Origin of the sequence: Cyclobacterium salsum (genome assembly GCF_010119245.1) — a bacterium.
GTDB classification, from domain to species: Bacteria; Bacteroidota; Bacteroidia; order Cytophagales; family Cyclobacteriaceae; genus Cyclobacterium; species Cyclobacterium salsum.
This window is the reverse complement of record NZ_WNKG01000004.1, coordinates 66,342-80,141: the sequence shown is the minus strand read 5'-3', so window position 1 is coordinate 80,141 and position 13,800 is coordinate 66,342. Positions and strand designations below refer to the sequence as shown.

Annotated in this window: 10 protein-coding genes; 6 read left to right on the top strand and 4 right to left on the bottom strand. The window is 46.0% G+C overall.

Going from position 1 to position 13,800, the window contains the following annotated elements:
- The first annotated feature begins 181 nt into the window (after positions 1-181).
- Positions 182-1,621 carry an aldehyde dehydrogenase family protein gene (locus GJS45_RS07625; RefSeq protein WP_235954672.1) on the top strand — a complete coding sequence of 480 codons (1,440 nt, stop codon included), beginning with the start codon at positions 182-184 and terminating at the stop codon, positions 1,619-1,621.
- 624 nt (positions 1,622-2,245) lie between these two features.
- Here the strand turns inward: GJS45_RS07625 and GJS45_RS07620 are convergent.
- From GJS45_RS07620 to lysA, 3 genes are all read right to left on the bottom strand, one after another.
- Positions 2,246-3,775 (bottom strand): cryptochrome/photolyase family protein, encoded by a 1,530-nt coding sequence (locus GJS45_RS07620; RefSeq protein ID WP_162340886.1) that lies wholly within the window; start codon positions 3,773-3,775, stop codon positions 2,246-2,248.
- A 91-nt stretch (positions 3,776-3,866) separates the two neighbouring features.
- Complete coding sequence (locus GJS45_RS07615) at positions 3,867-4,106, bottom strand: hypothetical protein (protein WP_162340885.1); 240 nt, start codon at positions 4,104-4,106, stop codon at positions 3,867-3,869.
- A 397-nt stretch (positions 4,107-4,503) separates the two neighbouring features.
- The gene (gene lysA, locus GJS45_RS07610) at positions 4,504-5,736 is read right to left on the bottom strand and encodes a diaminopimelate decarboxylase (RefSeq protein WP_162340884.1); all 1,233 of its coding nucleotides are present in this window, start codon (positions 5,734-5,736) and stop codon (positions 4,504-4,506) included.
- 188 nt (positions 5,737-5,924) lie between these two features.
- Here lysA and GJS45_RS07605 point away from each other — a divergent pair, with 188 nt between their 5' ends.
- From GJS45_RS07605 to fumC, 5 genes are all read left to right on the top strand, one after another.
- Entirely contained in the window at positions 5,925-7,640 is a 1,716-nt protein-coding gene (locus GJS45_RS07605) for a sensor histidine kinase (RefSeq protein ID WP_162340883.1), read from the top strand.
- A complete protein-coding gene (locus GJS45_RS07600; protein WP_162340882.1) occupies positions 7,637-8,326 on the top strand; it encodes a response regulator transcription factor in 690 nt (229 codons plus the stop codon). The genes GJS45_RS07605 and GJS45_RS07600 overlap by 4 nt, the downstream gene beginning before the upstream one ends.
- Before the next feature lie 72 nt (positions 8,327-8,398).
- On the top strand, positions 8,399-8,779 hold the full coding sequence (locus GJS45_RS07595) for a RidA family protein (RefSeq protein ID WP_162340881.1): 381 nt from the start codon (positions 8,399-8,401) through the stop codon (positions 8,777-8,779).
- 27 nt (positions 8,780-8,806) lie between these two features.
- Complete coding sequence (locus GJS45_RS07590) at positions 8,807-9,310, top strand: hypothetical protein (RefSeq protein ID WP_162340880.1); 504 nt, start codon at positions 8,807-8,809, stop codon at positions 9,308-9,310.
- Positions 9,311-9,414: 104 nt separating this feature from the next.
- Entirely contained in the window at positions 9,415-10,815 is a 1,401-nt protein-coding gene (gene fumC / locus GJS45_RS07585; RefSeq protein ID WP_162340879.1) for a class II fumarate hydratase, read from the top strand.
- A 70-nt stretch (positions 10,816-10,885) separates the two neighbouring features.
- On the opposite strand, the gene gcvP is transcribed toward fumC, so the two are convergent.
- Entirely contained in the window at positions 10,886-13,783 is a 2,898-nt protein-coding gene (gene gcvP / locus GJS45_RS07580) for an aminomethyl-transferring glycine dehydrogenase (RefSeq protein WP_162340878.1), read from the bottom strand.
- Positions 13,784-13,800 lie beyond the last annotated feature (17 nt).

The following is a 13,800-nucleotide window of genomic DNA, read 5'->3' as shown; positions in this document are numbered from 1 at the left end:
TACTCTCAATTTTTCGTTTTCATTCAAGCCCGGATAGGGCTGAAAAAACGCATCTATACTCCATTGCATTTTTTTAATTGTTTATTTTACACGTTAATATACGCTTTATTTGGTTATTTAGATTCAATACCGACGCTTTTTTTTCTTATCTTGTAAAATAAGGGGCTAAAAGAGTGTCAAAATGGTGATGGGAAATGAAATTCATGAAGTCAGCGATACCTGGATGGAAGAATCGTTTGTGCTTCAGCGTAAAGCTGGATTGAGGAACAGGGCCGCTCCGCTTCAGGACAGAATTGACCGATTGGAGGCCTTAAAGGACTGGATCAAGTCTAACCAAAAATGGATAAAGGAGGCCCTATATCAGGATCTTAAAAAATCCGGGACAGAGGCAGCCATTACGGAGATATACGTGGTCTTGTCTGAAATACAGCATGCCCTCCGTAATTTACCCAAATGGGCAAAACCGGAAAAAGTAAAAACTCCCTTCTCCCTGCTGGGAAGTAAGTCTTATGTGCAGGTCGAACCTAAGGGAACTGCACTTATTCTTTCCCCCTGGAACTACCCCTTCAATTTATCCGTAGGTCCTATGGTTTCAGCAATCGCTGCAGGTTGCACGGTCATGCTCAAGCCCTCTGAAATGGCTCCACACACCGCCGCTTTGCTTGAAAAGATGGTCGCAGCGTTGTACGGAAGGGAACAAGTGACGGTGCTTAACGGTGGGGTATACCTGGCGCAAAAATTGTTGCAAAAGCCTTTCGACCATGTATTTTTTACGGGCAGTCCGAAGGTAGGGAAAAAGGTGATGGAAGCAGCCGCTCAGCATCTGAGTAGTGTTACCCTGGAGTTGGGAGGAAAATCCCCCGTGATCGTAGACAAAGGGGTAGACCTGGAAAAGGCAGCGGAGCGGATCGTTTGGGGGAAGCTTATTAATTGCGGGCAAACCTGCCTGGCGCCGGATTACCTGCTCGTTCACGAGACAGATAAAGAAGACTTGATTTCCTTGCTGAAGCAAAAAATAAATGAGCTCTACAACCCCAGAGACAAAGGGATTATTGCCAATCCGGATTACGGTAGGTTAATCAATATCGGTCACCTGAATCGGCTTCAGTCGCTTTTGACTGAGGCCTTGGTTGGCGGCGCCACGATTATCGTAGGTGGGACGGTAAATGAAGAAGAACGGTATATGGAACCTACCCTCCTTGAGGGGGTAACTACCGGAATGAAGCTGATGGAAGAGGAGATTTTTGGTCCGATTTTGCCTCTTTTTACCTATAGAAACATCGACGAGGCGATTGCCATGGTCAGTGCCCAGCCAAAGCCGCTGGCCCTGTATCTATTTTCCGAGGAACCTCATTTAACCGATCATGTTTCCACCCACACGAGTTCGGGTACCGTGGTCGTCAATGATTGCGCGGTCCAATTTGGTCATCCCGGACTTCCTTTTGGTGGAGTGGGACAAAGTGGCGTGGGAAAGGCCCATGGTAAGTATGGTTTCCTTGCTTTTTCCAATGAAAAGGCCGTTTTGAAGCAGAGATCCGGCCGGACGGCACTTCGTGTGTTGTACCCTCCCTATGGCTTAAAGGAAAAGAAAATCACCCAGTTTCTAATGCGCTGGCTGTAACGGAATGGCTTAAAATAAACAAATAGCAGGGGTGTGTAGCGAATCTCATAAAAAGGTTGCAACGCAGATTAGTACAGATAGATGGACCGTACCGGGGATTACAAATCCCCTTTATCTGAACCACGGAATTACAAATTCCGCGAAGCTCCGCTGTCCGACATTTGCAATGTCGAACTCCAGATAAACAGGATTTGCAATCCTGTTTTCGTGATCAAATTTGGGTCTATCGCGGATTTCTTAGATAAACATTGATAAATGGACGGCTACCGGGGATTACAAATTCCGCGACGAGGGTTAAGCCACGACACTGGGTGAAGAATGCCACTTCACCCTTATATCGACGTTGTCATAAACAAAAAATAGCTGCCAAAAAGCCATTTGCACTGGCTCAACCAGTGTGTTTTTGAGAACGAATATCGTTCCGTCTTTTCGGTAGGACCCGGTATCACAAATGCCGTTTGTTTAGTGTACCAGCGGATCGCAGAGAGGTAGATGCAATCGACAATCAGTCTGAGATTTTTCAGACTTTCACCGAACGCCGGCATCGTTGGGATGGCTCCTTAAATGTTCTTATGTTCCTTATATGGTTTCAAACTTTTCAACCAAAAATAAGCTTATAAACCCTTAAAGCTCCTCCAGCCTTTCCAAATAACTTTCCGCCTGTTCCAGGATTTCATCCTTTTGCTTCATTTTCGAGAGGGTGTTGTACACGAAGCCGATGCGGGGGTTATTTTGCAGTTTTTCCCGATTTCGCTCGTAGAAAGCCCAATACAAACTGTTGAAAGGACAAGACTTATCTCCCGTTTTTTTGGTTTTGGAATAATGGCAGGAACCACAATAGTTGCTCATTTTGTCGATATAATTGGCAGAGGAGACATAGGGCTTGGTGCCCACGATGCCCCCATCCGCAAACTGACTCATGCCCCGGGTATTGGTGATTTCCACCCATTCAATGGCATCTATATAGATGCCCAGGTACCACTGATCCACTTCATCCGGATCAATTCCGGCCAGCAGCGCGAAATTGCCGGTGACCATCAGCCGCTGTATGTGGTGGGCATAGGCATGCTCCAGGGATTGGCCGATGGCATGTTTCAGGCAATTCATTTTGGTGTTTCCATCCCAGAAAAAGGAGGGCAAGGGTCTCTTATGACCAAAGAAATTCATCTGGGCATAATCCGGCATCTTTGCCCAATAAATTCCCCGCATAAACTCCCGCCAACCCAGAATTTGCCGGATAAAGCCTTCCACCTGAGCCATGCCATATTTCTCCGGGTTTTTCTGCAGGCAGCTTTCCGCTTTCTGAATCACTTCCAGGGGCTGGAGCATCTTGCTGTTCAATGCAAAACTGAGCCGACTATGAAAAAGAAAAGGCTCCCCGCTATGCATGGCATCCTGATAGGTGCCGAAATAAGGCAATAGTTCCTCCAGGAAGAATTCCAACACGGTAACCGATTCCTCACGGGAGCAGGGCCAGGGAAAATTTTTAGGGTCCACGGTTCCGAGGGTTTCTATTTCCGCTTTTTCAATGGTTTTGAGAAGCTCGTTGAGATCCCGGCCAAAAGCCGGCAGGGGGGGGACCGGCACCTCTCCCCGGTAGTTATTTCGGTTCTCCTGGTCGTAATTCCATTTCCCTCCCAACGGCTTTTGGCCTTGCATCAAGATGTCGAACGTTTCACGCATGGATCGGTAAAACGATTCCATCAGGTAGCTTTTCTTGCCTGAAAAAAAAGTTTTAACCGACTCCCTGTCGCTCAAAAAATGTTCGGTATCAAAACTTTTGGTTTTGATGTTTAGCTGTTTACAGATCTTTTGAAGCTGTATGTCAAGCCGGTACTCATCGGGTAATTGGTATTCAAACCGCTTAAACTTTTCGCTTTTGACTACATGCAGGATGTTTTCTTCCAGATGTTGCCGGTTTTCTTTATGGTCGATAGGCAGGTAAATGACTTGATGTCCCTGCTTTTCCAACCAATCAGCAAAGTTTCGCATGGATTGAAAAAATGCCAATACCTTTTGTACATGGTGCTTTACATAATCCGTTTCCTGTCTTATCTCCATCATCAGGTAAACCACCGACTCCTCCTTTTTTCCAAACCAGGAGTGTCGTTGGTTTAGCTGATCCCCCAATATAAGCCGTGCTGTTTTTTCCATTTATGCTTTATTTCTTTTCTAAATAAAGCCGCTTTTTACCTCCTTTGTTTACATTTTTTTTCAAATAAAAGTAGCTGTAAGCCGGATCCCTTCATGAACTGATTCTGTGATCGGAATCCAGCAGCTCAATGTACTCTCCAAAATAATAGTTGAACGTGATGATCAAATGGTTTAAATCACCAGATTGCATTTCCCTTTGGATTTTCAGGGTGTCCATGCCCAACGCTTCGCTTAAAGTCTCAGCGTATTCCAGCAGGTCCTCCCCTATAATGCGCGCATCTTTCTGGTCCAGGTGGATCTGCATAATCGCTTTTGTTTTGGACGCCATCATTTCTATGATATGTTAAAAGTTAAATTGTTATTGTTACCTCATTTTTCGGATACCAGGTATCCGACCCACTTGCCGGCCGACATTTCCTTCCAGTATTTCCATTTTAAACTTGGATTTCTGTTTTACATAAAATCTTTTTTGTAATTTATTTTTTGAAATATTATTTTATGTAATTAGAATACTTTTAAATGAAATACTACAAACATGATTTATTTCTATAAATAATAGAATAAAATTTGAATTCGCAAATTCTCTGAAAAATTATTCAACGATGGCTTTTTGAGCAAAAAACCATTTTTTCTTTGGACGGATGAAAAATGGATTTACTAGTTGGAAATTTGAAATAACTACCAAAAAATTAAATAAAAAAAGTGGGTAATTTTTTTACCCACTTTTTTTAAAATTCGATTACGGTCTGGTTTCTAATTAAGTCTTCGAACGTTTCTCGCTTTCGAATGAGGTAATCGGCACCGTCTAAAACCAATACTTCAGGAGGCCTGTATCGGGAATTGTAATTGGAAGCCATGCTATATCCGTAAGCGCCGGCATTCTTTATGGCTAATACATCTCCTTCTTTTACTTCTTTGAGTTTACGGTCTGCTGCGATGGTGTCCGTTTCACAAATATACCCTACGATGGTATACACTCTCTCCGGACCATCCATTTTGGAAATATTGACCACCCCGTGATAGGCATCGTACATCATCGGACGAAGCAAATGATTAAGCCCGGAATCCACTCCTACGAAAGTAGTCGCCGGTGTAGGCTTCACCACATTGGCTTTTACCAGCAGGTAGCCGCTTTCGCTAACCAGATATTTGCCCGGCTCAAACCAGATTTCCAGTTCTGTTCCATATTCCTTACAAAAATCACGAAATGCAGCGGAGACCTTCTTCCCTACTTCCTGAATATCGGTGGTGATGTCTCCTTCCTTGTACCCTACTTTAAATCCGCCCCCAAAATCCAAAAAGGCAAGCCCATCAAATTCCCTGGCAGCATCAAACAGGATTTCAGCACCTTTGAGAAAGACTTCCGCATCCAATATATCCGAACCAGTATGCACGTGCAAGCCCACCACGTTCAACTCATACGCTTGCACAATCTTGAGCACATGCTTTAACTGCAAGATCGAAATACCAAACTTGCTATCGATATGTCCTACCGAGATCTTGGAATTGCCTCCGGCCAGAATATGGGGATTTAGCCGGATGCATAAGGGCACCTGATGACCGTATTCAGTACCAAAATGTTCCAACATGGGTATGTTGTCAATATTTACCATGACACCCAATTCCACCGCCTGCTTGATTTCCTCAAAATCAACACCGTTTGGTGTATACATGATCTCTTCGGGTGAAAATCCGGCATGAAGACAAAGCTGAATTTCCTCAACGGAAACTGCATCCACACCCGTGCCGGCTTTCCGCATCAGCTGAAGAATAGAAATATTGGAGAGTGCCTTGGTCGCGTACTTGATTTTCATCTTCACCCCGGAAAATGCCTGCTTGAGTGATTCCACCTGGTTCAGAATCTTATTTCCGTCATACACATAAACCGGGGTGCCGTATTTTTTGGCGATATCCAACAAGGGAATTTCCTGAATGCAATAGCGTTGGTTGTTGATTTCCATTGGTTCTGATTTAGCTGGCAAAGATAGATAAAGCAACTTAAACTTAAAATCAATTTTGGGTGACAGTTTTAGCAGAGAATTTTGAGGAGAACAGACATGTTATTTAACCGATAACAGCAATTAGGTGGTGCGCTGTTAAAAATAGTTAAGGAAATGATTTCCTGGTGGATATCGTTTAAATTTGTATCATGTCAAAAACCAGTATTAAAATCATTGTCTTTTTGATGACCCTGGCCAGCCTGGGATTAATTGGGTTTCAGTTTTACTGGGTCGGCAATGTATTAAAGATCAACGAAGAGCGTTTCGAGCAAAACGTCTTTCAGGCACTGGCTTCGACCTCCGAAAGATTGGAGAAAGGTGAGGCCAGCGATATATTACTCAGCTCCCTGGCCAGAGACACCTTGTTTCAAAAAGCCTTACTAGAGCCGATCGAGCCCATTCAAGTACAGGTCCGGCACCGTCAGGTAGCCGTAAATCGTCCATCCATGGTGGATTCCCTATTCGACCAAGACCTGCCTCAGATTTCTTCTACTTTTCGTAAACTGATCGCCTCCAAGGAGGGGGAACCTAAAAGTTTCAGTCAAATAGAGAAATATTTTTACATGTCACCCTCCGTGGCTTCCACACTTTTCACTCCGGATGAACTGGCCATTCTGCTTCAGGAAAAGGAAAAGTACCTGGAGTTTTTAAGTAACAATGACAATTATATCAGTAAAAGGCAGTATGCCAGCAACCGGCAGGAATTCATCATTGAGGAATTCAATGTATCCCAGAACGTGGCCGAAACCATTGTGCAGGCCAACATGAAAATTGAGTTGGTAGAGGTAGTCATCCACCAATTATTGTCGCAGGGAAATCAGCATATCCTAGGCCGGTTAGATACAGCAATGGTCCGATCGGAGGTCAGGGACCAACTGATTAACCGAAACATCGACCAGCCTTTTGAACTGGGCATTATTGACGGGAATAATCGAATCGTAGGGATAGGAGAGGTAGCTGATCTGGATTTTTTAAAGTCTCAGGGAATTCGGGCGGAGCTTTTCCCAAGTGATCTGTTGGGACTCGAAAATTTTCTGGTCATCTACTTCCCTACCAAGGAAAACTACCTGTTGCAGCAGGTTTTTTTGCCGCTATCCAGTTCCCTGCTGTTTATGGTGATTATTATTAGTTGTTTTGTTTATGCCATCAAGGTAATCATCAGGCAGAAGAAAATTTCTGAAATCAAGAATGATTTCATTAATAACATGACCCATGAGTTCAAAACCCCCATCTCCACGGTAAGTTTGGCGATAGAGGCCCTTCAGGACCCAGATCTACTGAATCAGGAATCGATTCGGTCCCGGTATCTGGGAATCATCAAAGACGAAAATAGCCGTTTAGGGCAACAGGTAGAGCAGGTGCTACAGGCCGCAGCCCTTGATAAAAAGGATTTTAAACTGGAAATGAAATCCATTAACCTGGTAGATGCGGTAGAGGAAGCTAAAAAGCATTTTGAACTGCTGGTGGGAAAAAGAGGTGGGTCGATTACCACCAATTATCAGGTGCAAAGCGGCTTCTTAGAGGCGGATGCCTTCCATATGAATAATATTCTCAATAACTTACTGGACAATGCAAACAAGTATTCCGATCATGCGCCTTCGATACACGTATCTGTGATAGAAAAACAGGAGGGGTATTCATTGGCAATTCGGGATGCGGGAATAGGCATGAGCAAAGAAGCACAGAAACGAATATTTGATAAGTTTTATCGGGTCCCAACCGGGAATATTCATGATGTGAAGGGCTTTGGTCTGGGACTGTCTTATGTAAAAACGATGGTGGAAGCCCACAAAGGCAGTATTCAGGTGGAAAGTGAGCCGGGGCAGGGAAGCATTTTTACGATCAACTTACCCAAAAAACAATGAGCAAAACGAAGATTTTACTGGTGGAAGATGATCCCAATCTGGGAGAAATTTTGAAGGAATATTTGGGTGTTAAGGGCTTTGAAGTAACCCTTTGCCGGGACGGCGAGGAGGGGTGGAATAAGTACAAGAAGGATTATTTTCAGGTGTGCATCCTGGATGTGATGATGCCCAAAAAGGATGGATTTACCCTTGGAAAAGAAATTCGAAAAGTAGAGGAGAACGTTCCTATCATTTACCTTACTGCCAAAAACCTCAAAGAAGATGTGATCCAGGGCTTTCGCATAGGTGCGGATGATTACATCACCAAGCCCTTTAGTATGGAGGAATTGTTGATGAGGATTTCGGCCATTTTGCGAAGAACCCATAATCAGAGTGAAAAAGCGGCTTTGAAAACCTATACCTTTGGAGCATTTGTCTTGCATTACGACAAGCAACAACTGGAAGGGCCCGAAGGAGTTCACAAACTGACCTCCAAAGAAAATGAACTCCTACGCCTCTTAGCCGCTTCCATAAATGAAACCGTGAGTCGCTCCTTTGCGCTCAAACAGATTTGGGGAGATGACAGCTATTTTAATGCCCGGAGCATGGATGTCTACCTAAGTAAAATCCGTAAATTGCTGAAAGCAGATAGGGGAGTACAGATCATTACCTTGCATGGAGAGGGATTTAAGTTGGTGTCCAACTGATATCTTTGCTCTCGAAATTGATTTATTCCCTGATTAAAGTTTAATTTGTGCTTCATTAAATCCAGTAAGCACATGGCTAAAGAAATCATCCATTCCTCAGAAGCTCCAGCTCCTATCGGCCCTTACAGTCAGGCAGTAAAAATCAATGGGATGCTCTTCGTCTCCGGGCAGATTGCATTGGACGCAGAAAGTGGAGAACTCATTAATGAAAACATCACAGAAGAGACTCATGCTGTGATGAGAAACCTGGAAGCCATCTTGCGGGAGGCGGGATCCTCTTTTGATAAGGTGGTTAAATGCAGTATTTTCGTAAAAAACATGGATGATTTTGTGACAGTAAATGAAGCCTATGGGCAGTACTTTAATCAGGAGCCACCCGCACGCGAAACGGTAGAAGTAAGCCGCCTTCCAAAAGACGTAAATGTGGAGATATCCTGTATAGCAGCGGTATAAACTTTCTTTTAATCTGTTTGTTGTTTAATGGTGAGATTGGTGCCAAAATACAGTGAATCTTTTGTGTCTACCATGGACAACAGGCAGGTAATGAAAAAACTGGATGGGATCACCCAATGGGTAAATTTTTTGGACCGAACCGAGATCACCCGACAGGAGACGGCGGTGTTTAACGGAAGTCTTAAAGAAGACTGTTTTCGGATTTCTAAAAAGATCGATAAAGCCGATAGTTTTCTTCCCCTGATTAAAGGAGAGGTGGCGCCTCTGTCCAAGGGATGCCTGATATCCCTTGAGTATTCCTTTTTTCCGAGCACGGCTTTTTTACTTGGATTCTGGGGTATTATTAGCTTTGCACTTACCGTGGTTTTTCTTTCTGTAATGCAGGATTGGAAGTTGGCATTGACAAGCCTGCTTGCTGGCATGGCCAATTATGGCTTTGCTTTTTGGCATTTTCGGAGAAAAGTCCGCGAAAGCCAGGCACTTTTTCATGAGGCCATGGGATTGAAAGCGGGAAAAAATGCTTCCTGGTAAATTTTCAGGTTTGTGGAGCAAGATTATCCCGGGATTTATGGATTATGCCCTGCCTGTTGTAATTTAGCAGTCGAATCATTTTAATTAGTCAAATAGCCCATTTTATGGATTACAGAATAGAAAAAGATACCATGGGGCCCGTTGAGGTGCCCGCAGAAAAATACTGGGGAGCGCAAACCCAGCGCTCTGTGAACAATTTTAAAATCGGCGGCCCCAGGCACCAGATGCCTTTGGAAATCGTCCATGCGTTTGCCATCCTAAAGAAATCTGCTGCCCTCACCAATGCGGATTTAGGGGTATTGGAGCAGGAAAAGGCTTCCATCATTGCCAAGGTTTGCGATGAAATTCTGGAAGGGAAGCTGGACGATCAATTTCCGCTGGTGGTTTGGCAAACGGGCTCCGGCACCCAGTCCAATATGAACGTCAATGAGGTGGTGGCCTATCGCGCCCATGTATTGTTGGGAGGTAGTCTGCAGGACGAAAAGAAAAAGATCCATCCCAATGACGATGTAAATAAATCCCAGTCATCCAACGACACCTTTCCGACTGCCATGCACATTGCGGCCTACAAGATGGTCGCAGAAACGACTCTTCCTGGCGTGCAAAAACTCCGGAATACCCTGAAAGCAAAATCCGAGTCATTCATGGAGGTGGTAAAAATTGGCAGAACCCATTTTATGGATGCCACGCCGCTGACGCTGGGTCAGGAATTTTCCGGATACGTCGCGCAGCTGGATCATGCCATGCGGGCCATCAAAAACACCCTTCCGCACCTTTCAGAATTGGCATTGGGTGGTACTGCCGTGGGGACGGGATTAAATACGCCAAAGGGCTATGCGGAAAAGGTAGCCGAAAAAATAGCCCACTTTTCAGGCAATCCGTTTATCACCGCTCCGAATAAATTCGAATCCCTGGCAGCGCACGATGCCATGGTAGAAACGCACGGTGCCCTGAAGCAACTGGCGGTCAGCCTGATGAAAATTGCCAATGATATCCGCATGCTCTCTTCCGGTCCCCGGTCGGGTATCGGCGAATTACTGATACCGGAAAACGAGCCGGGATCCTCTATTATGCCGGGAAAGGTTAATCCCACCCAGGCAGAGGCCATGACCATGGTCTGTGCGCAGGTAATTGGAAATGATACCGCAGTTTCCGTAGGAGGGGCCAATGGGCACTTTGAACTGAATGTGTTCAAACCCATGATGGTCAATAACCTACTGAGCTCTGCCCGCCTGCTGGGGGATGCCTGTGTGTCTTTTAATGACAACTGTGCCATCGGGATTGAGCCCAACAAGCCCTTTATCCAGCGTCACCTGGAAAATAGTCTGATGTTGGTAACCGCACTGAATACACATATCGGCTATGAAAATGCGGCCAAGATCGCCAAAAAAGCCCATATAGAAGGCACAAGTCTCCGGGAGGCGGCCATCGCATTAGACCTGCTGACCAGTGAGCAATTTGACGAATGGGTCAAACCGGAAGACATGACCGGAAGCCTGAAATAACATTCTTCCTGATCAGAAAAATAAAAGCCCCTTCAGCATTTCCTGCGAAGGGGCTTTTACTTATACTATACTATTCCACTGCCTCTTTTTCTTCTTCATAGACCTCCGTAGGAATACAGCTACACATCAGGTTTCGGTCTCCATAAGCCGCGTCAATTCGCCCAACAGAAGGCCAGAACTTATTCTCTTTCACAAAAGGTAGCGGATAGGCTGCTCTTTCCCTGGAGTACGGATAGTCCCAGCTATCACCAAGAAGCGCGGCAGCTGTATGGGGCGCATTTTTTAATAAATTAGAGGTGCTATCTACCTGACCTTCTTCAATTTCACGGATTTCCTGGCGGATGGCAATCATCGCATCGCAAAAACGGTCCAATTCGGCTTTGGATTCCGATTCAGTGGGCTCCACCATCAGGGTACCTGCCACGGGAAAGGAAACCGTCGGCGCATGAAAACCGTAATCCATCAGGCGCTTGGCAATGTCTTCCACTTCCACGCCGCAGTCCTTAAATCCGCGACAATCCAAGATCATTTCGTGGGCCGCCCGGCCTTTGCTACCGGTATACAAGATGGGATAGTTGCCCTCCAGACGCTTCTTGATATAATTGGTGTTCAAAATGGCCATCTTAGTGGCATTGGAAAGCCCTGTTTCTCCCATCATGGCGATGTAGGCATAGGAGATGGGCAGGATGCTGGCACTTCCAAAGGGAGCAGCCGAGATGGGACTGATGGCAGCAGTTCCCCCGGTACGGATAAATGGATTGCCCGGCAGAAAAGGAGCCAGGTGTTTGGCCACGCAAATCGGCCCCATGCCCGGACCCCCTCCTCCGTGGGGAATGCAGAAAGTCTTATGCAGGTTCAGGTGGCAAACATCCGCCCCGATCATTCCGGGGCTGGTCAGTCCTACCTGGGCATTCATGTTGGCACCGTCCATATACACTTGCCCGCCATATTCATGTACCAGCTCGCAGATTTCCTGAATGGCTTCCTCAAAAACCCCGTGCGTGGAGGGATAAGTCACCATCAATGCCGAAAGTTTATCTTTGTGTTCGGTTGCTTTTGCCTTGAAGGCATCCACGTCGATATTGCCCTTATCATCGCAGGGCACTATGACGACCTTCATACCGGCCATTACTGCTGATGCGGGATTGGTACCGTGTGCAGAGGAAGGGATAAGGACGATGTTTCTGAAATCTTCTCCACGGCTCTGATGATAGGCCCGGATGACCATTAGCCCTGCGTATTCTCCTTGCGCTCCGGAGTTAGGTTGCAGGCTGGTATCCGCAAAGCCGGTGATTTCGCTGAGCCAGTTTCTCAGTTCCTGAAACATCTCGTAGTAGCCTGCGGCCTGATCCTGGGGGGCAAAGGGGTGCAGTTGGCCAATTTCCGGCCAGGTGACTGGGATCATTTCTGCCGTGGCATTCAGCTTCATGGTGCAAGAACCCAGGGAAATCATGGAATGAACCAGGGATAGGTCTTTATTTTCCAGTCTTTTCAGGTAGCGGAGCATTTCGTGCTCGGAATGAAAGCGGTGAAAGACCTCATGTTCCAGGTAACCGGAGCTACGCTCCAACCCTGCCGGAAGGATTCCATCTATCTCACTGGGTATTTCAGGGGTCGCTACTTGCAGTAAATTGGTAGATTTGGCGAAAACTTCGTAAATCTCCACCACATCTGCCCGGTTTTTGGCTTGATCAAAACTCAGAAGGATATGGTCTTTTTCGTAGCGGAAATTTAATTTCTTGGACAAGGCAAAAGCCCTGATTTTTTCCTTTTGTACCTCATCCACCCGAATGCGGATGGTGTCAAAAAACACCTCATTCACTTGCTCGTAGCCAAGCTGAGATAGCCAATTAGCCGTCATCACCGCCAGGCCATGTGTGCGCGAAGCAATGGCCTTTAACCCCTTGGGACCGTGGTATACGGCATACATCCCGGCCATAACAGCCAGCAACACTTGTGCGGTACATATATTGGAGGTGGCCCGTTCTCGTTTGATGTGTTGTTCCCGGGTTTGCAGGGCCATGCGGTAGGCATTTTTACCGTGTTTATCGACGGACACGCCGATAATGCGTCCGGGAATTTGTCGTTTAAAAGGTTCTTTGGTAGCAAAGAAAGCGGCATGTGGTCCCCCAAAGCCCATGGGAACACCAAATCGCTGGCTGCTACCAATCACCACATCTGCCCCCATTTCCCCAGGCGGCTTCAGTAAAGTCAGACTCAACAGGTCGGTGCTGAAAGCCGTAAAAATATGGTTTTCGTTGGCAGTTTCCACCAGCTTGCTATAATCAATGACTTCTCCATCTGCATTGGGATATTGCAGTAGCAGGCCAAAAATTTCGGGATCGGTAAGATCCAACTCATTTAGCGAGCCAAAAACCAGGTCGATTCCCACCGGTAGTGCCCGGGTCTTCAGGATTTCCTTGGTTTGTTCAAATACCTTTTCGTCCACAAAAAAGCGGTTGGCTTGTTTTTTGGACCGAGGCTTGCTGGCATGCAGCATGGTCATGGCTTCTCCCGCGGCGGTACCTTCGTCCAAAAGGGAGGCGTTGGCAAGTTCCATGCCGGTAAGTTCGCTGACCATGGTCTGAAAATTGATCAGTGCCTCCAAGCGGCCCTGAGCAATTTCGGCTTGATAAGGCGTGTAGGCCGTGTACCAACCCGGATTTTCCAGGATATTCCGCTGGATGACCCCCGGCACCAGGGTATCGTAGTAGCCCAAACCAATGTAGGACTTGAACAGCTGGTTTTTGCTGGCAGTTTGTTTAAAACTTTTGAGAAATGCCGTTTCCGACAATGCCTTGGGAAGTTGCAGTGGTTTTTTGAGGCGAATGCTCTGGGGAATGGTTTCATCAATCAGGGTATCCAGCGAAGAAACGCCTATGGTATCCAACATGTATTGGATGTCATATTCCGAGGGAGCAATGTGCCTGTTTTTAAATTTTTCCGAAGAAGCAAGGTTGATTTTCATATATACCGTAAAATATG

What these genes read in the sequence shown, in the direction of transcription:
- GJS45_RS07600 (WP_162340882.1), top strand. Translation starts at nt 7,637, where the DNA reads ATGAGCAAAACGAAGATTTTACTGGTGGAAGATGATCCCAATCTGGGA.
- GJS45_RS07595 (WP_162340881.1), top strand. Translation starts at nt 8,399, where the DNA reads ATGGCTAAAGAAATCATCCATTCCTCAGAAGCTCCAGCTCCTATCGGC.
- fumC (WP_162340879.1), top strand. Translation starts at nt 9,415, where the DNA reads ATGGATTACAGAATAGAAAAAGATACCATGGGGCCCGTTGAGGTGCCC.
- lysA (WP_162340884.1), bottom strand. Translation starts at nt 5,736, where the DNA reads ATGGAAATCAACAACCAACGCTATTGCATTCAGGAAATTCCCTTGTTG.
- GJS45_RS07620 (WP_162340886.1), bottom strand. Translation starts at nt 3,775, where the DNA reads ATGGAAAAAACAGCACGGCTTATATTGGGGGATCAGCTAAACCAACGA.
- GJS45_RS07625 (WP_235954672.1), top strand. Translation starts at nt 182, where the DNA reads ATGGTGATGGGAAATGAAATTCATGAAGTCAGCGATACCTGGATGGAA.
- GJS45_RS07605 (WP_162340883.1), top strand. Translation starts at nt 5,925, where the DNA reads ATGTCAAAAACCAGTATTAAAATCATTGTCTTTTTGATGACCCTGGCC.
- gcvP (WP_162340878.1), bottom strand. Translation starts at nt 13,783, where the DNA reads ATGAAAATCAACCTTGCTTCTTCGGAAAAATTTAAAAACAGGCACATT.
- GJS45_RS07590 (WP_162340880.1), top strand. Translation starts at nt 8,807, where the DNA reads ATGGTGAGATTGGTGCCAAAATACAGTGAATCTTTTGTGTCTACCATG.
- GJS45_RS07615 (WP_162340885.1), bottom strand. Translation starts at nt 4,106, where the DNA reads ATGATGGCGTCCAAAACAAAAGCGATTATGCAGATCCACCTGGACCAG.